The 21,640-nt window shown below is 43.7% G+C and carries 16 protein-coding genes; 10 read left to right on the top strand and 6 right to left on the bottom strand.

Annotation, left to right across the window (positions count from 1 at the left end; all coding sequences use genetic code 11):
• Window positions 1-219: 219 nt before the first annotated feature.
• The 3 genes from PPIS_RS01845 to PPIS_RS01835 all read right to left on the bottom strand — a co-directional run bounded on the left by PPIS_RS01845 (window position 220) and on the right by PPIS_RS01835 (window position 2,802).
• Window positions 220-1,236 carry an aspartate-semialdehyde dehydrogenase gene (locus PPIS_RS01845; RefSeq protein ID WP_010369374.1) on the bottom strand — a complete coding sequence of 339 codons (1,017 nt, stop codon included), beginning with the start codon at window positions 1,234-1,236 and terminating at the stop codon, window positions 220-222.
• A gap of 37 nt (window positions 1,237-1,273) precedes the next feature.
• On the bottom strand, window positions 1,274-2,398 hold the full coding sequence (locus tag PPIS_RS01840) for a 4-phosphoerythronate dehydrogenase (protein ID WP_010369377.1): 1,125 nt from the start codon (window positions 2,396-2,398) through the stop codon (window positions 1,274-1,276).
• Window positions 2,399-2,481: 83 nt separating this feature from the next.
• Entirely contained in the window at window positions 2,482-2,802 is a 321-nt protein-coding gene (locus tag PPIS_RS01835) for a DUF6419 family natural product biosynthesis protein (protein WP_010369380.1), read from the bottom strand.
• Window positions 2,803-3,345: 543 nt separating this feature from the next.
• Here PPIS_RS01835 and fadE point away from each other — a divergent pair.
• The gene (gene fadE / locus PPIS_RS01830; protein WP_010369382.1) at window positions 3,346-5,799 is read left to right on the top strand and encodes an acyl-CoA dehydrogenase FadE; all 2,454 of its coding nucleotides are present in this window, start codon (window positions 3,346-3,348) and stop codon (window positions 5,797-5,799) included.
• A gap of 120 nt (window positions 5,800-5,919) precedes the next feature.
• Here fadE and PPIS_RS01825 read toward each other — a convergent pair whose 3' ends face one another.
• Complete coding sequence (locus tag PPIS_RS01825; protein ID WP_010369385.1) at window positions 5,920-8,178, bottom strand: DUF5916 domain-containing protein; 2,259 nt, start codon at window positions 8,176-8,178, stop codon at window positions 5,920-5,922.
• Between the two features lie 189 nt (window positions 8,179-8,367).
• Here PPIS_RS01825 and PPIS_RS01820 point away from each other — a divergent pair, with 189 nt between their 5' ends.
• Window positions 8,368-10,335, top strand: coding sequence for a winged helix-turn-helix domain-containing protein (locus PPIS_RS01820; protein WP_010369387.1), 1,968 nt, complete (start codon window positions 8,368-8,370; stop codon window positions 10,333-10,335).
• A 9-nt stretch (window positions 10,336-10,344) separates the two neighbouring features.
• Here PPIS_RS01820 and PPIS_RS01815 read toward each other — a convergent pair whose 3' ends face one another.
• Entirely contained in the window at window positions 10,345-11,418 is a 1,074-nt protein-coding gene (locus PPIS_RS01815; RefSeq protein WP_010369390.1) for a DUF6136 family protein, read from the bottom strand.
• A 1-nt stretch (window position 11,419) separates the two neighbouring features.
• A complete protein-coding gene (locus PPIS_RS01810; RefSeq protein ID WP_010369393.1) occupies window positions 11,420-12,013 on the bottom strand; it encodes an ABC transporter ATP-binding protein in 594 nt (197 codons plus the stop codon).
• A gap of 279 nt (window positions 12,014-12,292) precedes the next feature.
• On the opposite strand from PPIS_RS01810, the gene PPIS_RS01805 reads away from it, so the two are divergent.
• The 8 genes from PPIS_RS01805 (at window position 12,293) to fabZ (ending at window position 21,632) form a co-directional block, all read left to right on the top strand.
• Window positions 12,293-12,952: a hypothetical protein gene (locus PPIS_RS01805; RefSeq protein ID WP_010369395.1), complete on the top strand. Its 660-nt coding sequence runs from the start codon at window positions 12,293-12,295 to the stop codon at window positions 12,950-12,952.
• 650 nt (window positions 12,953-13,602) lie between these two features.
• A complete protein-coding gene (locus PPIS_RS01800) occupies window positions 13,603-15,222 on the top strand; it encodes an HAL/PAL/TAL family ammonia-lyase (RefSeq protein ID WP_010369397.1) in 1,620 nt (539 codons plus the stop codon).
• A 137-nt stretch (window positions 15,223-15,359) separates the two neighbouring features.
• The gene (locus PPIS_RS01795) at window positions 15,360-15,653 is read left to right on the top strand and encodes an acyl carrier protein (RefSeq protein WP_010369398.1); all 294 of its coding nucleotides are present in this window, start codon (window positions 15,360-15,362) and stop codon (window positions 15,651-15,653) included.
• A 34-nt stretch (window positions 15,654-15,687) separates the two neighbouring features.
• Window positions 15,688-17,184 carry an AMP-binding protein gene (locus PPIS_RS01790; RefSeq protein ID WP_010369400.1) on the top strand — a complete coding sequence of 499 codons (1,497 nt, stop codon included), beginning with the start codon at window positions 15,688-15,690 and terminating at the stop codon, window positions 17,182-17,184.
• Window positions 17,177-19,360, top strand: a complete 2,184-nt coding sequence (locus PPIS_RS01785) for a beta-ketoacyl-[acyl-carrier-protein] synthase family protein (RefSeq protein WP_010369404.1) — start codon at window positions 17,177-17,179, stop codon at window positions 19,358-19,360. Before PPIS_RS01790 ends, PPIS_RS01785 begins: the two co-directional genes overlap by 8 nt.
• Window position 19,361: 1 nt before the next feature.
• Window positions 19,362-20,129: an ABC transporter ATP-binding protein gene (locus PPIS_RS01780; protein WP_010369407.1), complete on the top strand. Its 768-nt coding sequence runs from the start codon at window positions 19,362-19,364 to the stop codon at window positions 20,127-20,129.
• The gene (locus PPIS_RS01775) at window positions 20,122-21,237 is read left to right on the top strand and encodes an ABC transporter permease (protein ID WP_010369409.1); all 1,116 of its coding nucleotides are present in this window, start codon (window positions 20,122-20,124) and stop codon (window positions 21,235-21,237) included. The genes PPIS_RS01780 and PPIS_RS01775 overlap by 8 nt, the downstream gene beginning before the upstream one ends.
• Window positions 21,234-21,632 (top strand): 3-hydroxyacyl-ACP dehydratase FabZ, encoded by a 399-nt coding sequence (fabZ, locus tag PPIS_RS01770; protein WP_010369411.1) that lies wholly within the window; start codon window positions 21,234-21,236, stop codon window positions 21,630-21,632. Before PPIS_RS01775 ends, fabZ begins: the two co-directional genes overlap by 4 nt.
• Window positions 21,633-21,640 lie beyond the last annotated feature (8 nt).

The raw sequence follows: 21,640 nt of genomic DNA, 5'->3' as shown, positions 1-21,640 counted from the left end.
TATTCCAAATGCAAACTATAAACCAGATATGTTGGAATATCCATTGCAACGTATTGAAAGTTAACATGGTTATAATGCTTTTTACTGATTTTGGAATAGCTGATATAGGTGAAGAATAGTCAAGTATTTGACTTAACGGCAAACTTCTTGGCAGAAGTTTGCCGTTATAGCGCGGAAAAGTAAGCAAAACTCTGCTTACTTTGCGATATCAATGGGTACTTATAGATAGCTTTCTATCAGGGCTTCTGCAATTTGGATGCTATTTGTTGCGGCACCTTTTCTAGTGTTGTCTGATACCACCCATAAGTTTAAGCCTAGTGGATGTGAAATATCTTGCCTTACACGACCTACATAGACGGTATCGTTACCACTTGCATCACTTACCGGTGTTGGGTAATCATTTTCGTCTTCAATTAGCTCAACACCCGGCGCATCAGCAAGTAACTGCTTAACATGTTCAAGATCATAAGGCATGCGCGTTTCAAGATGAATGGCTTCAGCATGACCGAAAAACACAGGAACGCGAACCGCAGTCGGGTTAACCAAAACACTCGAATCGCCCAAGATTTTTTGCGTTTCCCACACCATCTTCATTTCTTCTTTGGTGTAACCATTTTCTTGGAACGCATCAATTTGAGGAATGACATTAAAAGCGATTTGTTTGCTAAATACTTCGTTTTCCATCGGTCTTGCATTCATTAAGTTTGCAGTTTGCTTAGCCAACTCATCTACCGCTTCTTTACCTGCGCCAGATACCGCTTGGTAAGTTGAGACATTAATTCTGTCAATGCCATAGGCATCATAAATTGGTTTAAGTGCCACTAGCATTTGGATTGTAGAGCAGTTTGGATTAGCAATGATGTTACGATTTCTAAAATCTGCAAGACTGTCTTTATTCACCTCAGGAACTACTAATGGAATATCAAAGTCGTATCTGAAATGTGAGGTGTTATCTATCACAATGCAGCCAGCTTCAGCGGCGATTGGTGCATATTTCTCTGACACGGCACCACCCGCTGAAAACAAACCGATATGGGCATTAGAAAAATCGAATTCTTCAACATCCAGAACTTCGATTTTTTCACCCATAAAGTCAATTTCTTCACCCGCGCTTCGGCTACTCGCGAGTGGGTACAATGTGTCTACAGGAAACTTTCGTTCCGCTAGTAATTCGATAATTTGCTTACCAACAAGACCTGTTGCGCCAAGTACCGCAACATTATATTTTTGCGACATTATTTTTCCTCATTCTGTAATATACCAACCACAGCACTTAACTCTTGCGCTCAGAAAAGCCAAGTTGGTAAAGCTTTTCACTGATTGGTGAGTCATTATTAACTGCAATTGTACTAAATTCTCGGCGCACGGGATATGCCTTACGCAAGGTATCAAAGCCCAATGTGTTTAGCTGTTTTCTCATGATGCCATCATCGCGACGAATGTCATAAACAAGATGCGCTAAATTGACAATATCCTGCTCGTTGGCTGTGCTTTGCAATTGGCAGCCAGTGACACTTGGCTTAGGAAGAAAATCACTAATCGTTTTGCTGGCTGGTAAATCGAATTCTCGGCATACGGCTTCATATAACATTTGCGTGCCTCGTGCCTTGCCTTCTAGCGTGTGGCCGGCTATATGTACAGAAGCAAAACGAGTATATTGCAATAATGGCTGTAAAATATTCGGCTCATTTTCCCAAACGTCTAAGATCAGCTCGAGCGCGTGCCCCTCCTCTACAGCGTGCAAAAGCGCTTGATTATCGATAACATCTCCCCGGCTTGCATTGATTATCACCGTGCCTGGCTTTAATGCCGCTATCCGCGATGCATCAAGTAAATGAACCGTTTTATGCGGGCCCTGCTTAACTAATGGAACGTGAAATGTCACGATATCCGCGCGAGCTAAGGCTTCATCTAGAGCTATATGTGAATCCAATGTCCCTGCTTGCTGCCTTACGGGGTCACACAATAATATCGTAAGACCAAGTCCTTTAAGCTTTGAAGCCAAACACGCGCCAATATTACCAACACCAACGATGGCGATCGTTTTATCTTGAAGTGGCGTGGAGGTTTCTTGTGCGTATGCAAGTAAAGCGCTTATCACGTACTCGGCAACAGCTATCGCATTACAACCCGGTGCGCTGCTGAACGAGATATTGGCGCTGGCCAACAATGAGGTATCAATATGATCAATCCCTATTGTCGCAGTCCCCACAAACTTCAGTTTATCGGCTTGTGCTAACAAGGCCTTGTTGACCTTAGTAACTGAGCGAGTCAACAGAATATCGACATTTTTTAGCTCATCAGGTTGAAGGTTACGGCCATCAAACCGAGTTACCTCACCAATTTCGCAGAAGAATGACTCAACTAAGGGCATATTTTGATCGGCTAATATTCGCATGCGGGTTTCCTGTCACCTATTGTCTCGAGTGCTCAGGCGATAACACATCGCCTGAGTCGAGTTTAACATGGCAAGGTAGGCGACTAATAATAAAACCTTTTATTTTGTGTCACCGTTTTATTGCAACCAAAGGCTATTGCAAAAAACATCACACAGCATACAAAAACGACCGCTCCCTTAAGACTTAACCAACCTCCTGAATCAAGTAAAGGACAAAACGTCATGGCCAACACGTTAATACAACACAATAATAAAGCCCAACGGGTATAAGCACGGTAGCCAAGTAATGCGGCAAACAAGCTGCTAAAAACATTAAAAATTACCGCTTCAGGAAAGAGGTGAAAGGCCGACAACATAGCCGTGAAGGCCAAAATAGTGACTAGATAAAAAATACTCTGCTGCATCTTGTTTCTCCTTAACATGGACAGCAATATCAACCGCTACACTAGGGCGTGGCGGTATATCCTAACTCACATAGCGACCAAAAAAAATGGACTGTATTTGCTACTCCTTAGCAATTCTTAAAAGCACCATTTCGTGGCTATGCTTAACCCAATTGTAGAAACATTAACGTGTATTTCAATGCAAATCAGACATGAAGTTTTGGCAATTATAATGCACAGATAACGAACTTCTCTGAAAGAAATTTCATGTGCATTTTCGTCATATTGCACTACGTTCATTACACTTAAATATCGATCAGTAATTAATAACGTTGAAAATTCTCTCAGGTTATAGCTGGGGGTGTAATCATGTAATCAATAACTTTTAAATTACTGACAGTAAGAAGCATGGCTCATTTAACACTCAGATTAAGTACAAAACGTAAATAATATGTCACAACAAGGCATCAACTAATTCGCATACAGGGTATGAAGACGCTTGAAATATCAGCGTTAACCAGCTAGTCTAACTGGGTGGTCAGACCTCTTATAAGGAAGAACAACATGACACTTATATTTGTTCTCGCGTTGTTAGTCTTGCTCAGCGCAGCAAGCTATCATCGCGCAAGCTGGAATACTGCTCTAGGTATTGCAGCAGTTACAATGCTAGTTGGCACCTTTGCTGGTGCATTTGGCATTATATCTTGGTTAATTTTCTTAGCGATTGTTATTCCGCTTTCAGTAACGAACCTGCGTCAGCAGTACATCGTGGCTCCGGCATTTAAAGCGTTCAAAAAAGTTACGCCGACAATGTCAGAAACCGAAAAGTCAGCGATTGATGCTGGTACTACTTGGTGGGAAGCCGATCTATTTTGTGGTAACCCAAACTGGGATAAGCTTCATCAGTTTCCAAAGCCGCGTTTGAGCGTTGAAGAACAAGCGTTTTTGGATGGTCCGGTGGAAGAAGTGTGTGCCATGCTTAACGATTGGGAAGCAACACACGAGCTGACTGACTTACCGCAAGACGTGTGGCAATACTTAAAAGACAACAAGTTCTTTGCGATGATCATCAAAAAGCAATACGGTGGTCTTGAGTTTTCAGCTTACGCGCAATCTTGTGTACTACAAAAGCTTACCAGTAAATCAACTTTACTTTCGTCTATCGTGGGCGTACCTAACTCGTTAGGCCCAGGTGAACTACTTCAGCACTACGGTACTGACGAGCAAAAAGAGCACTACTTACCTCGCCTTGCTGTGGGTGATGAAATCCCTTGTTTTGCATTAACGTCACCGGAAGCGGGCTCTGATGCTTCATCGATCCCTGACTTTGGTGTGGTATGTAAAGGCGAATGGGAAGGTGAAGAAGTATTAGGTATTAGCCTAACGTGGAACAAACGTTATATTACTTTAGCACCTGTTGCGACTGTACTTGGTCTGGCGTTTAAGATGCGCGACCCGGACGGCCTATTAGGTGATAAAGAAGAGCTAGGTATTACTTGTGCGCTTATTCCTACAAACACGCCTGGCGTAAAAATTGGCCGCCGTCACTTCCCACTGAATGTGCCATTCCAAAATGGTCCTACCCAAGGCGAAAACGTGTTTGTACCACTCGATTTCATTATCGGTGGCGCAAAAATGGCAGGACAAGGCTGGCGCATGCTAGTTGAGTGTTTGTCGGTTGGTCGTGTTATTACGCTACCTTCAAACTCTGCCGGTGGTATTAAATCCCTTGCAGTTGCAAGTGGCGCATACAGTCGCATTCGTCGCCAGTTCAAACTCCCTATCGGTAAGATGGAAGGGATTGAAGAGGCACTAGCGAAACTTGGTGGCTATGCGTATAGCTCCGATGCTGCGGTGACTATGTCAACTGGCGCGGTAGATTTAGGTGAAAAGCCTTCGGTTGTTTCTGCCATTTTGAAGTACCACTTAACCGAACAAATGCGTGCTTCAACCATCCATGCCATGGATATTCATGGTGGTAAAGGGATTTGTCTAGGTCCAAACAACTATGTTGGCCGTGGTTACCAAGGTGCACCAATTGCAATTACGGTAGAAGGTGCAAACATCCTAACCCGTAACATGATCATCTACGGTCAAGGCGCTATTCGTTGCCATCCTTTTGTACTGGCTGAACTTGAGGCTTGTTCTATCAAAGATAAACAAGAAGCGCTTGATAGCTTCGATAAATCCTTGATGGGTCACATCGGTTTCACTATGTCGAACTTGGTAAGAACTAAGTGGTTAGCGCTAACCGGTGCACGTTTCACCAAAGTACCATTTAACGATGAAACTGCGGTTTATTATCGTAACGCTGCTCGTTACAGTGCATCATTGGCATTAATGTCTGATATTTGTATGGCTGTATTTGGTGGTTCACTTAAGCGTAAAGAGCGTATTTCTGCACGTTTAGGCGACTTATTAAGCTACCTTTATCTGGTTTCTGCAACGCTTAAGCGCTATAACGATGAAGGTCGCCGTAAAGAAGACTTACCGTTTGTTCAATGGTCTTGTCAGGAGCACCTGTACCTTTGTCAACGTGCCCTTGCTGACTTAATCAACAACATACCTTCTGCTGCATTACGTGGCCTGTTGAAAGTGGTCCTGTTCCCATTTGGTCGTCCGGTTCGTAAACCAACCGACAAAATGGAGCACAAACTTGCTCAGTTACTTCAAGTACCTAGCGAAACGCGTGACCGCCTTGCAACACATATCTACTTAAAAGATGAGCCGCTGTGCTTGCTTGGTAAGCAAGAGCAAACGCTAAAAGACATTCTTGCCGTAGAGCCGTTATTTGAAAAGGTATGCCGTGGTACTGGTAAAAAGTTACCGTTTATGCAACTTGATAAAGTGGCAGCAATGGGACTTGAAGCAGGTGTACTGAGCGAAGACGAAGCAGCTAAATTGACTGCCGTTGAAGCAAAACGTCTTGCCGTTATCAACGTTGATGACTTTGACCCTGAAGAGTTACTTGCTGGCAAAGCAAGAACCAAGGAATCAAATAAAGCAGACGCAGCGTAACTATTTTTGTTTAGGTAGTGCTATCCATACTACCGTAGCAATTAGCGTGGATATAAAGGTCAGAATTTTCTGACCTTTTTTCTTGGCAGATTAGAGCCGGGGGAACACAGCTCTAGTGATTTAAAATAAATATCGCACCTTAAACGTCACTAAGTCTTGCACTGGTTGCTGCCATAAATCAGCGACACTACCAAACCAGTCTCTGCGCCCGACTTGCGACTTTTCAAGTGTCGAAAAGTTTGCACCTCCGCGTTGATACACTAAAAAAATATCTGAATATGCACCCATGCGATAACGCAGTTTTATCTGGCTTGCTAAGCGCCTGTCGTCAAAACTGGTGTCACCATGAATTTCGTGAAGCTCTCCGTTGGTAATTTGATAAATCGTCTTACTTTGTGCTTCAAGTATCGTCCACTGTAGCGAACCACTGAGTTCAAGGTTGTCGGTGATCCGGCCATTAAATTCAAACTTATTGGAAAACTCATCTCTGTCGTATTCACTCAAGCGGTTTTGCCCGTTTGCCATCAACCAGCCATCACCGCTTCTAAAGAAATTACTCAACTTAAGGTTCCAGTTGTAGTGTGGCATCCAAGTCAAATCCACGGCGTATTGCTGTGCTGAGCCTGATATTCCTTCTTGGTCAAGCTCAACACTTGCTGCCCAAGAAAAATCTCCCACATAAGGGCTTTGATAAAATACTCGAGACTCCACACGGCTTGGCATCTCAAACACCTCAGTGCCTCGCCCTAAGTTGTCTTGTTTACCACTGGTGTAATAATCTAGCCCGAGGTTGAGCTGACCACCATTTGCCAACAAAAACTGCGCTAAATATGCTTGTCTGGCTGCTAAACCTGTTCCAGCATTATTTTGCTCATGCCTCAGAGTGAGTGACTGCTTTAATCTGGTAAACCAGCTGTCTTTTGGGTGCATCGAGTATTCACCATAAAGCTCGCTCACCCGCCAGTCATTGCGTTTCATATAGCCGAGATCATGGTTATCAAATTCGTCATCCACAGCAAAGTAGCGCGCAGCGAACTTCGTCTGTAACGAATGTTGATACTCCGCGTCTAGCGATACACCTTGACCTGTAACACTTTGCTTTTGTGTTTCTACCTCAGTTTGTAATAGCGCGCCTTTGAAAGACCAAGTATCACTACGATATTGTCCATCAAGGGCATAACTCATGGCATCGCGCTCAAGAAACGGCCTGTCTGTTTTAGTCGCAAGTACACCGGCCTGCCAATCTTGCGTGCGATAATTAGCTCTTGCTGCAAAAAACTGCTTACCAATATCGTCCGAAAAGTCCGACTCAGACACAGCAAAAGTACCAAATTGTACCGACTTTCCTTTATGTACAAATCGTAGCGCCGCATCTATGGGGGTGATTGCGCGTGTACCATCATCACTTGATGCCCCTATACGACGAGTATGAATAAGCTTAGTGCTCTCAAGTGCAGCAACTTCAAAAAGGCTGATATCTTGGGTGAAAAATGGACGTTTATCGGTGCGCAACGTTTCTACGGCTGAATAATTCACGTCAACATCATCGATATCCACCTGACCAAAGTCAGGATTCACTGCAAGACTCACCTTCTGATGATGAGAAGGCTTGTAGAACAAATCAAAGCCAACATCGGACTGGTGCTGGCGCTCTGAAGGCGAAGTGCCTACAGGTGCAAATTGAGCCTGATGCGCAAAGTAAGGCACAAATGCCAATTGAGAATGTGCGGGGATCTGTGCTGCAATCTTTGGCATAGTCAGGAAGAAATCGCTATTTGCTGTTGTATCCTCATGGTTTGCATAGATAAAATTACTTTTAAGTTCATACAACTGTACCGAAACCCCAATCTTTGTAAGCCCCTGCTCATCTCCTGGCTGAAACGACACAGTATGCCAAGGGATCAATAATTCCGTGGTCCAATACGTATCGTCAATGTGATTGGCATAGTGCCAGTCCCCATCCCAATCGTAATCCACGTTTAAGCTTGGGGTTACAACACCATCTTGCGAGCCGCCACCTAATGTCACCGAAAATTGATATGCACTACTACCATCCCCTGAAAAGTCCACAACGACCCGATTGAAGTCAGCTTGCATAAAGCGGTCATGGATATTGAATTGTCGCTTGCGCTCGGCTTTATTCTGGAAGTTTTTAATACCAATATAAACGCCGTCAGCGGTTGCAAAGGCTTTGGCGGTAATTTTGTCATTGGCAGAGGCCAAAGTTACAGGCACAACCTGAACAAATTGTTCAAAGTGCGTAGCAGAACCCCACTGCGCTTCATTCAACTTACCATCAACCACGATAGGTTCCGCAAGTACTGCGCCTGCCATCATGGGATAACTTAAACCGAGCCAAAATTTATTGCTTTTATTCATACATACTTTCCTCAGAGTTATGCCTGCTATTGCAACAAACTTTGCCGTAAAAAGTTCTTAACTTTTTCTGAAGAAAGCTGACTTAACCTTTATAAACATTGACTTAATCTTAAGAAACGCTAACGTTATGGGAACAATTGGTTTTGATTATTGAAATTGGTACTCGGCGTGCGGGCACAGGAAGTAGAGATGATTTGTTTTGGACATTGGCAGTTTGATCTCCAGCAAGATTGCCTAACACATAGGCAAAGCCAAGAAACCGTAAAACTTGAGCCACAAATGGCAAGGTTACTCGCGCTTTTTATTGAGCATCATAACGAAGTGCTAGAGAAATATTGGCTTACCGAACAGCTGTGGCAACATGCGGTTGTCGAACCTAATAGTCTTTATCAGCTTCTGACTAAACTGCGAAAAGTGCTCGGGGACGACCCTAAAAACCCGATTTACATCAAAACCATCCCAAAGCGGGGCTATCGCTTTATCGCACCACTAGAAAGACATGAAATAGCGCCTCGTCATACGGCAAAACCAGTCAACGTAATCGCCAAGTCCCGTATTTTTTCACTCAGTGCCGTCGCAATGGCAGTGTTATGCTTTGGAGCAATCGCCTTTTTTAATCAAGCACCAATAGAAAAAACACCATCACGCTACGAAACCTCGAGCCTCAGTCATGAGCTTGGCCTTGAATTTGACGTTGATGCCCACCAAAGCAAAGATCTCATCGCCTATGTAAAAGATTTTACCCACCTTATTATTGCCAACAAACAAGGCTATCAATTAAATGAACACCGCTTTGATTCGCGGATCAGCTTTCCAAGTTGGAGTCCCGACTCAGATAAGCTGGCATTCTGGCAATATCAAGGTAGTGGCTGCCAACTTCATGTTATGACTGCCGCAGGGCAATTTTTTCATAGCTCGCAAATTCTTCCGTGCCAAGTTGGTACTAAACCCGTTTGGAAAAATGACAAAGAGCTCATCCTAACGTTCGGCCAATATAATGCCAAAGCAGCACACCTTTACCGGCTTGAGTCCCATCAAATGGTTAAGCTGCCACTTGCTTTGGCAGCCAACGAGCGGTTAAAAATGGCCCTTCGAGCGTGGCAAGACAAAACCTTTTATTTGATTCAAGATAAACAGCGGTTAGCAAGGCTACAAACGCTTGATGGCACGGTACATCTGCAGTGGTCAGCTCCAGTCACTTCGGTTGCGTTTGATGTTTATCATCAAGCCGTGATTGCGAGTCAATATGGCAGCCTATCACGACACTTTAGAGACGGTGACAGTCAAACCATCAAAGAAACGGAAATTGGCTTATACACAAGCTTCTCAAGCGATAATCGCGGCGATATATTCGCGGCATTGGAAAGTTTTCAAGTTAATATCAAAGACCGAGACGATCTCCCCTTGTTTTCAAGCTCAAGCATCGATTATTTACCACTGACCAACAGCTTGGGAGAAACGGCATTTATGTCGAGGCGCAGCGGCGTATGCGAGGTGTATCTATATCGCGATGATAAAATCAGTCAGCTTTCCTTTCATCAGGGGCATGAGTACGTTGGTTTTTTAGTATGGAGTCCAGAGCTGAGCTATTTGGCCTCAAACCGTGATAACGATTTAGTGATATACGACCGAAAACGCCCACTCACCCAGTTCAATTCACAGCTGAGTCAGCCTATCAAAAGCATGGGCTGGATAGATGAGCAAACACTATGGGCTTATGACGGTGAGACATTAAACCAATACAGCTTGTCTGGGGCGCTTATCAGCAGCCATGACAGTACAGCTGACTTTGTCTTTTATCACCCTGAAAGACAAACTTGGTTTGTGCTACAACAAAACCTATTGCTGGAGTACGAGACGCTCTTCGAAAGCGACTCAGAAGCGTTAAATAAATATACGCTAAGTCAAAAGCAAACCAATCAATTTAGTAACTTAAGAATTCGCGGCAATGACATCTATTGGCAATCCGCTTGGTCAAAAGAGGACTACATTTGGCAACTCACGTTGATGCCAGAGCAAAACCCTACGCTTAAAAAAGTCGGCCACTTGATTTGGCACTACGATATCGACGCGCTTGGGGATCTACTCATAGCAAAAATGGAAAGTGTAGAAGGCGATATCAAGAAACTGACTCGCTTATCTGAAGCTGCTAACTAACGATTATCATTACAACAGCACATACGCGGTATAGCTCAGCACTAAGGTACTGAGCCAAGTCATAGCTAAATGCTGTGGACTTTTTAATGCACTTAACACTAAAAGTGGTAGAAAGACATAGGGTAATAGACTCACTACACTCAGTCCCAATAACATATAGACAGGCACTGAAAAACAGACGGCGGCCGTCAGCACAATAATCCAAATACTCTGCTTTGCCGATTGCAGCTTATCTATACTCAACCAATATGCAGTACGGTCGTAGACTTCAGGTTTGAGATCAATGGCAAGGCTCGACCACCATAATAGATTTAACGTCACCAGACCTGGAACGTAATTTGCCATCAGATCGGGGCGCTCTGCGCTTAAGATCGCGCCAAACCATATCACCAATACACTCATCACAATGCGCCAAAGCAACACAAAATAGTGGTTGTAAGCAAAGCTCAGCCAAAATGTCGTCAATCCTTTAACCATTATCGATAGCGTCACTTTACGCGGTAGCAAAACTGCACAGCCAAGTGCTATTAGATTTACAGCAACCAAATACCAAGTAATTTCGATAACAGCAAAACTGATAATAGCTGTTATCAATAACCCAATACTGGTCCCCAAGGGTCGATAAATAAAACAAAGGGCAATGAAGAATTGCGTCACCGCAAAAACCAGTAATTGCCACGCTTGTGTGATTTTCTCAATTCCAATCGAATAGCAGAGAATTAGAGTCATCAATAATAAGGGATGAACAACAAGCACGGACAACCCATCTGCCACTTTTTGATGGATGGCACGATGGAGGATTGTGTGGTGGTAACTTCTGTGCGCTTTGTCCAAAACCGCATCTCTAAACACAAATAAAATAAAGCTTTGCGCCGCAAGTAATCCCCATGCAATTTGTACCTGTGCAATGGGGTTATCACTTTCTACAATTTTACCTATACCCATAAATAGTATTGCGATAAAACCTAGCAGATAAACTTGAAACAATGCAGCTATCATCAAGCCAAATTGCTGAAGTTGCTGGCCTATCGATTGCAGCGATAAGGAAAGTGATGCTTTTCTGTAACGATAGTAATAAAGCATATTAACTACCCTGCTTTGGTGCTAAGGGAACAGAGCGAAATCCAACTTGTAAAAAAGGTTCAGGCTCATGACTTGTCATCAGCACCATGCCAGCGTAGTTTTGCGCAAGCTCAACGATATACTCGCAGCCTGCCGCGTCCAAAGCCGCTGTAGGTTCATCGAGCAATAAATAAGGGGTATTACGCATCAAAGCATTAATAAGCTGAAGCTTCTTTTTGTTACCAGAGGAGAGATCCGCGTAGCGCGTCATTAAAAAGGATTCAAACTGAAAGTCGTTTATAAGCTGCGAAGGAAAATCACATTGCCATGCGGTTGATGTGAGAGTTAATAACTCTTTTGCACGCAAAAAAGCAGGAAATGGAATATTGTCTGACGCAAGTGCAACAAGTGTTTGGCGTTTATCGATTTTTTTGCCTTGTAAAAGAATGTCGCCTTTGAACGCATCATCAAGCCCAGCAATCATACTCAGTAAGGTGGTTTTCCCTACGCCATTCGGCGCCGCTAAACAAATTCTATTATGATCAAACTGTTGTGAATAGTTGTCAAACAGTACCTCTTTGGAGAAACTTTTACTTAAAGATTTTATCGTTATCATCTTGCTCTACACTATAAATCCAAATAGGGATTTATATTTATGTTTAAAAATGTAGTTGTCATAAAACTTAACTTATTACAAAAGCCAATATTTATCACCTAGTTAGAAAGTAAAATGGCGAATACCACGTACCTTATTTTGTAACAAAGCCTTACATACTACATTTTCTAACATCTTATAAACATCATTAAGTAACCTTTCATTTTTCCATCCTATACTCTTGCTCCGAATCGCTTGAATAACGACCTATGTTCAAAATATTGATAAAGGAGATCAACTATGAACTTTCGTATCCTAACTGCAGCCACCCTATCCCTATTAGCGGTTGCCTGTTCGTCTGAAGATGTCGAGACCGCCAACTTCGGTTCTGACATCTATAAAAACCAATATAACTTGGTTAATGCCACCGATTATGAAATTGCATTTCACCTTGCTAACACTGAACTAGACGGTGATGAACGAAATGTCGCTGACGATAAATATCGCGTCAAAGTACTAGCTTCCGGTTCAGAACCCGTACGCATAACACACGAACATAACACCAACCGTGAAATCAGTTTTTATGCTGAGTCAGTCAACAAGCTTGGCATGGTAGAACAAGAAAAAATTAAGGTGAGTAATGACCGAGATTATCACTTTGTGGTAATGCAGGATAGCAACGATACCTTAGATATAAAGGTTGTTAGAAAGTCTAAAGATGATCACGATAATAAATTTACCGTACGAGTATTAGCTTCTGAAACAATGACATTAAATATTAACGGTTCAGACGTTGAATTTGATAAAGGAGAAGTCAGTAGCTGGTATCAAGTGGATGACTGTAATCAAGATATTATGATGGGTGATGAGGTTATAAGTCTTTGCAATGCATCGCTAGACCGCTCTTACTTACTCGTCGTCGGTGAAACTGGATTAATGAGCACCGTTTTAGAATACTAATTAATCACCGTCTTTGAGGCTGCCGATATTCCGGCAACCTCAACGGTTAGCCGTCTAGATTTATATTTATAACGCATTTTTTATTCACAAAAAATTCAACTTTCTGTCGAAATAAGTCAATTCTATTCATTTTCAGATCCGACCATACAAAATAGTGACATTTGTCATAAGTCAGTTTTATTAAACTTTCCACGTACAATAAAAATAGAGTTTTAGCTTTAAAAATCAATTAATTCTTTATATCTCATAGAGATAAAAAATAGCTATTAACAACTCCAAATTGCAATCATTTTATAACATTTCAATTATGTTAACGTTAGATTTAATTAACATTAAAATGTCAAATTTTTCGTGTTGACACCCTGAAAACTCAGGCTTAACCTAGCCGCCGTTCTTAAAACACAACAATCAAAAAATCACATTTAATATTTTTTATTTACAAATAAAATAATCTTGTAACAAAGATAGCGACAATAGTATCGCGACAAAGCCGACCAAGTTAACGGATTGGCACACACGGGACGTTGGTTAAGTAGTACTCGCCTCTAACAAGTATGATTGGGTTTTCTAAACAGTTTCCGGTCATACAAAAATATAAGCATTGTGAAAATCACAATCGGATTCATTATTTTAGTCAGAGTAGGAAAGTCATGAACCAGTACAACACAGAAAAGGAAGCAATTCAGGTCGAGAAAAAGCTCGGTAGTATTGTTTTCATCTCGCAAGATCAATCACTTTCTCTGGAGTCAGTGCAAGATTACGCAGCTCAGCCCTTATCCAAAGTAAAATTGGACGAGTTGGCATTAAAAGCTAGAATCGAGCAAAACCGTCAATACCTGGACAATAAATTAGCAAATCAAGAAGATATATACGGCGTGACGACTGGTTTTGGTAACTCAGCAAGTAACCGTATTTCGACTTCTCTCTCTGAAGAATTACAACAAAACCTCATTGCTTATCATGGCTGTGGTGTTGGTGATTACCTTTCAGAGTCTGATTGTGCCGCGACTTTATTGATCCGCATGAACTGTAATGCCAAAGGCTTTTCAGGCGTTAGTTGGGAATTGCTGGCGCAGATGGAAACCTTCCTAAACAACCGCATCATCCCAGCTATCCCTTCTATGGGTTCTGTGGGTGCGAGTGGCGACTTAACACCACTTTCTTATGTCGGTGCCGCACTTGGTGGTAAGCGTAAAGTGTACTATCAAGGACAACTGCGTGACACCGCTGAAGTATTAGAAGAGCTAAACATTGCGCCATACAAGCTAAAGCCGAAAGAAGGTTTAGCTATCATGAATGGTACTTCGGTTATGTCTGCTATCGCCACGAATGCGCTAAAAGACATCCGCCGCGGCATTGATTTAAGCTGTAAACTGATCGCGCTTTATGTCGAACTTATCGAAGGTCGTGCATCGCCATTCCATAAACGCGTACACGAACTTAAACCACACCGCGGACAGCAGATCTGCGCAGAAAAAATTCTAGAACGCTTAACTAACGTCGATCAGCGTTTAGGTCGCAGAAACCGCACCGATGACAACATTGAGTTTGGCAAGCAAGAAACATTCAGGTTACAAGATAGCTATTCAATTCGCTGCTCTCCGCAGGTGTTAGGTCCATTAATTGATGCTGAGATGTGGGCATCACAGATCCTAACGACTGAAATCAACTCAGTGAACGATAACCCACTATTTGATGATGAGAACGACCTTATCCTTAACGCGGGTCACTTCTACGGTGGTCACGTTGCAGCGGTGTGCGATACCCTCAAGCCACTTGTTGCAAACATGGGCGCGTTACTAGAGCGTGAATTAGGCATTTTGGTTGATGACCGCCTTAACGGTGGAATTTCTAACAACTTGGTTGCGCGTGAAGATCTTGGCGACAAAGCTTGGGTACACCACGGTTTCAAAGCAATGCAAATTACCTCTTCTTCTCTTGTTGCAGAAGCACTTAAAAATGCAGGCCCTATGTCAGTATTTTCACGCACAACAGAAGCACTTAACCAAGACATCGTCAGCATGGGCACTATCGCCGCACGTGACCTTCGTCGTATTGCAGATCTCATTAAGCCAGTTATTGCTATTCAGGCAATGGCGATCCGCCAGGCATTTTATGTTGACGGGAAAGATGCGAAAGCAGAGAAACTCAACGCACTTTCTCGCGAGTTTTTCGACGAAATTAGCAGCAACTTCCAACCAGTCATTGAAGATAGGCCGATGGATGTCGAAATCAACAATATGGTTAACGCCCTGTTTAATGAGCAGTAACCCTCTCTAAGTCATTTTTGAGATGACGATAACGCTATAGCTGGCAGCTTCACTGCAGCCAGCTAGGGCTTGTTGTTGCTCAAAAACCACTAATGAGACGTAAACTACACACCAAAGAAACTAAAAAGGATATAAAAATGAGTAGCTTAGAATCAATAACACAATTTATTAAACAAGACATCATTGTAGATAATTTAGAAGTGGTAGATAGCATTGATGAAATCGAAGATGATGCTCAACTTATCGGTGACGGTCTAGATCTAGACAGCATCGAGGTGCTCGATCTTGTGGTATCTATCGAGAAAAAATACAACCTTAAGTTCAAAGATTACCCAGAACAAACCATTCAAGAAAAAATGAAAAACGTCAGTACCTTAGCTAGCTTTGTTCACGAACAAGTTGAAGCACAAACAACAGCTGAAGCTTGTTGATCTGACCGTAACCATTTTCGCTTGGAAGGACACCATGCAAACATACAGTGCCATTCGTTCAACACTCATGCAACTGATTGAAGCTGAGTTAGAAGTAGATAAAGAACAACTAGACGTACTAAGTGACGACGCCAATTTAATTGAGGCGCCACTGTTTCTCGACTCGGTCGACCTTATGCAGTTATCTGCTGCATGTAAAAAAGCGTTCCAATTAAAAGACTTGGGCGAATTGAGCACTGTAACTTTGGCGACACTAACACGTCAAATAGCGTTAAACTTAACGCAACAAAAACAAGCAGCACCCTTGGAGACTTGGGCAGATCAAGTCACCTCTCTCAAAGAGACCGATTTACTAGCACTGATACAACGTAGTCTAGAGTGTGAGATCATCGGTCAGGCTCGCCTTATCAAAGACAGCACGCCCTGCGATATCATTGTGAGCACTATGGTGTTATTAGCGCACAATGTCACTCCGGTATTAAGTGCAAATGCGGCCGCGAACGCCAATGCGTTTAGCTGGCGAGAACTCACGCTTGCCAATCAAGAGGTAGAAGTTCCGTTTCATTCCATGACGGCATTTTTACAACAGCATAGCGATAAGACAATTGGCTTTGAAACGTCAGGCAGCACAGGCAAGCCACAAACTTGGCATAAATCCATCGCCTCACTCCATGCAGAAGCCGTCACCTTTGCTGACACTTTCTCGTTTGACGCAGTAGATTATTTCTGTGCCTGCGTTGATATCCGCCACATGTTCGGTTTTATTTGGGCATTTATGCTCCCTCTGCGACTTGGCAAACAGGTGTGTTACGAACTTGGTTCTACACCGGACTTACAACCAGTAAGAGATAAACAGGTAGGTGTGATCTTAACGCCAACTATGTTTGACTTTGTGGCCGATCAGTTAAGTCAAAACCACTGTTACTTAATAAGCTCAGGTGCACCATTCAAAGGTGAGAAAGAGCAAAAGCTTGCCGACCTTATTTCTTCCCTATCGCTTTCAATACAAGCTTTTGAGGTACTAGGCAGCACTGAAACCGGCGGTATCGGCTATCGTCCATTAGGCAACAACGAAACGCACTTTACTAAGTTCACTGCCGTCGACATTTATCAAAATGGCGAGCACAAAACCATGTTGAGATCGCCGTTTTTAGTGGCTAATTGTGAAGAGTTTGAGCTCAAAGATAAGCTGATTTTCAGCAATGAAAATCAATTCACACACGGTGGGCGCGCAGACCAAATATTTAAATATGCAGGTAAACGCTACTCGCTACAAAGTATAGAAAAAATCCTCCAAGAACGCTTTGTGGGACTTCGCCATCGCGTGTTTTTTATCGAGGACAATAACAATAATAAAGGGGGCGAGCTGGTCGCCTTTGTCGAAGGACTATCTTGCATCCCTACCCTTCAGGACATCAGAAGTTGGTTTAAAGATTTACCCACGCCGCAGGTTCATTTTTTGGCGCAATTTCCAGAAAACGAACTCGGCAAAATCACCCTCTCGGCACTACAGGAATGCGTACATGAATAATAAACAACAAACTTTCATTACTGGTTATGGTGTGCTCTGTGCAGCAGGCGAAAATCGCCAAGCGCTGCTAACTAGCATCAAGGAAAACCGCACTGGTATTGACCGCATTAATCGTTTCGACACACAGGGACTAACACACAATGTTGGGGCGCTCGCTATCAACTACGAGCACCACAGCGCAGAACATTTTGATATGGATCTGGCGAGCCAATACGCTATCCATGCCGTTACAGAAGCACTTGAGCATGCAAATTTAGCCTTAAATCAGATGGACAGTACCCGTGTGGCATTTATTCTCGGTAATGCAAACTGCGGTATGTTTTCATTGATGGAGAGCCTTAAAGGTCAGCACCAACTGGGGTTTAAGTTTTATCCACCACATCAAATTGCAACCGATGTCAGCCGCCACTTCGGTATTCAGGGCCCTGTAATGACTTTCACCTCGGCCTGTACCGCAAGTAGCAGTGCCATTGCTTTTGCTAAACAACTTATCGAAAACGACCAAGCAGATGTCGTCATTGCTGGCGGTGCGGATGCCCTGAGCGAGCTGGTTTACGGCGGCTTTCAGTCGGTACAGTCCTTGAGTCCTGAGCCTTGTGCTCCGTACAGCGAAAAAATGGGATTAAGTTTAGGTGAAGGCGCAGGTTTTTTAGTCTTTGAATCGCAAACACATGCCAATCAGCGTAACGCAACGCTGCGATATCAACTGCTCGCGACAGGGTCGAGCTTAGATGCTCACCACGCTACAGCGCCTAACCCCGAGGGCGATGGTGTACGCCGCGCTTTTACGCAGACATTGTCCTATGCGCCCGTTGCAGCAAGTGATATTGAATATATCAACAGCCACGGGACTGGTACGCCAGCAAATGATGGCGCAGAGCTAAAAGGGATCCAATCAGCCATTGGTGAACAGGCCATGCGCGACGTCTCGGTTTCAAGTAGTAAATCTTACTTTGGTCATACCCTTGGTGCCGCTGGTGCCGTAGAACTTATTTCAACTTTGGTCAGCCAGGATGAAGGACTTCTACCAGCAACACTGGGGGTCGACTCAATAAGGTCGTGTTGCCATGCGTATCAATTAGTGACCAATCAGGCCAGACCTCAGGTTGTTGATGTTTTTGCGGTGACTAACTCAGCATTTGGTGGCCACAACACCAGCATGCTACTCAGTAAACATCAGAAAACGTCGATTAACACGGCGTCAAAACCGGTGTATCTACTTGCTGCCACCAGCCTGTCTGATACTGAAGTATACAATGCTCGACAAAATAGCACCGACCACTTTGCTGAATTTAACTTAAAACAGCAGTTCCCTGCACTTTTCCAGCGCCGTACACCGTGTGTTGCACAATTTGCCTTAGGTGCTTGCCAATTTACCTTACAAGACAGCGATCTCAATTTAGCACAATTACCACTGCCAGAATTCGCAGCCTACTATGCTAATCCCATTGGCTCGCTGGAAACCTTAGATAAAAACCTCGCATCATTTCAAGATGGCATTGCAGAGCTAAAAAGTACGCACTTCCCCAATACCGTCGTCAATGCCACATTAGGGCAACTGGCGCTCGGCTTTGGCTTTAAAAACTCGGCCACTTGTGTGAGTGATTTAGGCAATGACTTTTTACATGCGCTTTGGAGCGCAGCACTTGATATGCGTGAAGGTCGAAGTCGATATGCGATGGTATGTAGCTCGCAAGACGATACTGCACTCTCGCAGCAAGTCTGGGCTACACATCAATTCCAAGCAGATATCGGTCATTTTTCCAGCGCAGCACTCTTGGCAACCAGCGAGGTGTTACCGGCAGGCTACCGACCTCTCGCAGAAATTATTGATTTCATTCAAATCAATGATGCGCAGCAGCATCAAGCACTAGACAGATTATTGGCAAGCAATGCTAGGAAGCTAAGCCAAGTGGGCAATGTCGTGTTAAGTACTCATCACGACGAAGCGTTTGCCACCATTGCAGCAAGCTTGGACAGCCATTTACCACAGGCTCAACTTATAAAATATCAACCACAAACCACGCCTCTACACAGTACAGAATTAGCAGTGCGTGCGCTAATGCATGCACTCAACACCCCAGCTGGTGATACCGAGTTAGATCAAACCCTACTCCTAAGCGTTAATCTCGCGGGAAGTATGACGGGATGTATTTTACGAACAGTAAGGAAATAAGATGACGACCGTGATCGAAGTGAAGAACTTAAGGAAGGTCTACAAAAGAACACGAAAAGTTGCCGTCGACGACGTCTCTTTTAGCGTTAGCGAAGGCGAATGTTTTGGACTCCTTGGGCCCAATGGCGCCGGAAAAACCACGACGTTGGAAATACTTCAGGGCTTGCGTAGTGCAACGTCAGGTGAAGTGACGTTATTCGGTCTTAATTGGAAGCAACACGAAACCAAACTTCGCAGCCTTATGGGTGGCGTGATGCAACACAATAACCTCTACGAAAAACTCAAAGTAAAAGAGTGCGTCGAGCTATTTGCCAGCTTTTACCCAAGCTACACGCCAATTGATACGCTGCTTGAGCGCTTCAATTTAAGCGAGAAAAAGGACGCTTGGCTAAGCGAACTCAGCGGTGGACAAAAGCAACGCGTATTTTTGGCGATGGCAGTGGTTGGCCAGCCCAAGTTGGTGTTTTTAGATGAGCCAACTACGGGACTTGACCCCACGAGTCGCCAGGAGTTTTGGCACATCATTAAAGATCTCAAAGAAGCTGGTACCTGTGTGATGTTAACGACGCACTACATGGATGAGGCAGAGTTCTTATGCGACAACTTAGCCATCATTAATTCAGGTCAAATCATAGAGTCAGGCGCGCCAAGCGACATTATTAATCGCACCTTTGAGACTCCGGTGATTAAAGAACCCAGAAAAGCCACACTCAACGACGTATTTTTGAAACTCACAGGTTCCACGATGGAGAGGGAAAGTTATGCCTGAGTTAAGTCAAACTAAGTTATATCCATTTTGGCAATTAATGATGGTCAATATTCGACCTTTTTTCCGTGATAAAGCGGTATTGCTATGGACATTCGGTTTACCTATTTTTATCGCCCTATTGTTGATCCAAGCCTTCTCCGGTGGACCAAAAATGTCTCCTATGAATGTGGTGGTGATGCATGGCGAGCAAATTGAACAGAAATGGCTTAAAGCGATGGAGGAAGATCCACTCGTTACCGTTACCCGCCTCTCACAAACCGATTCAATTGTGCTGGAAGACAGTTTTGCTTCTGCTCAGCTGGCGGAAGTGATCAGCTCACCAGGCTCAGTGCTACGTAAGCTGCAAAATGAGGTGAGCCCTGAAGTTTACCTCGCCCCCAATGCTATGTTTTCTACTCATAACTCCGATGAGTCGTTAATGGCACGTAACTATCTATTGCGTCTTAAAGCGCAAGCTAACGGCGAAGAGATGCGAAGCAATGTCATTAGCGTCAAAGGTTATCGTTACACTGACTGGTTGATCCCTGGGATCATCGTGTTACAAGTCCTTGGTTTAGCACTGGTGTCGATTGCCAACAGTTTAGTGTCGGACAGACAAAACGGCTTTTTTAAACGTCTACGCCTTTCTCCTTTCAAGCGCCGTGATTACATCATTGGGATCGTGCTCGCACGCTTATTCTTGCTGGTGTTCCAAATGCTGATTCTGTTCGTCGCCTTTCACTTTTTATTTGGTTACACGCTGCAAGGAAACGTGCTGGATATCATTGCGGTAATGGCACTCGGTTCATTTTGTATCTGTATGCTCGGCGTGTTGGTCGGCGCCCGTAGCCAACGGGTTGAAGTCTCATCAGGGATAGCTAACTTACTTTACTTTCCGTTGATGTTCTTATCAGGCATTTATTTCGACACCGCTAACTTTCCCACTCTACTGCGAGAAATAGTTTCGTTACTGCCAACCACTGCGTTTTTGGATGCACTGCGCTTAGTCGCAAACCAAGGCGTTGAACTGGCTGCGGTAAGTCGTCAACTGATTATTTTAGGCGTCACCAGCGTGGTGTTCTTCCTCATCGTTTACTTCTGCTTTGACTGGGGAGATGAAAAATCATGATCACCGATAACTTGCCGCATAAGGCACCATTTAAGTTTGCAGACAAGATAATCGAACATTCACCGGGAGAGATGATTGTTGGATTGAAGTTCGTCTCGCATAACGAGCCAGGCCTGCAAGGACATTTTCCGGATGAGCCTATTTTCCCTGGTGTGTTAATCATTGAGACCATGGCGCAGATCAGCGGCTTGTGCTGCAACAACACGCACAAAGGGGGCATGCTGTCTTCCATAGAAAAAGCCAAATTTAGTCGCCCTGTTCGCCCCGGCGAAATCATTAAAGTAACGGCAAAACTAGAAACTGAATTTGGTGCGATGGCGCGCTTTAAAGCACAAGCACATGTTGAAGATGAGTTGGTTGCAAAAGCCGAACTCACGATTGTTTACACGGATTAAGGAACTTG

Source organism: Pseudoalteromonas piscicida (assembly GCF_000238315.3).
GTDB lineage: Bacteria > Pseudomonadota > Gammaproteobacteria > Enterobacterales > Alteromonadaceae > Pseudoalteromonas > Pseudoalteromonas piscicida.
The sequence above is the reverse complement of the archived record's forward strand: the minus strand, read 5'-3'. Positions and strand labels throughout refer to the sequence as shown.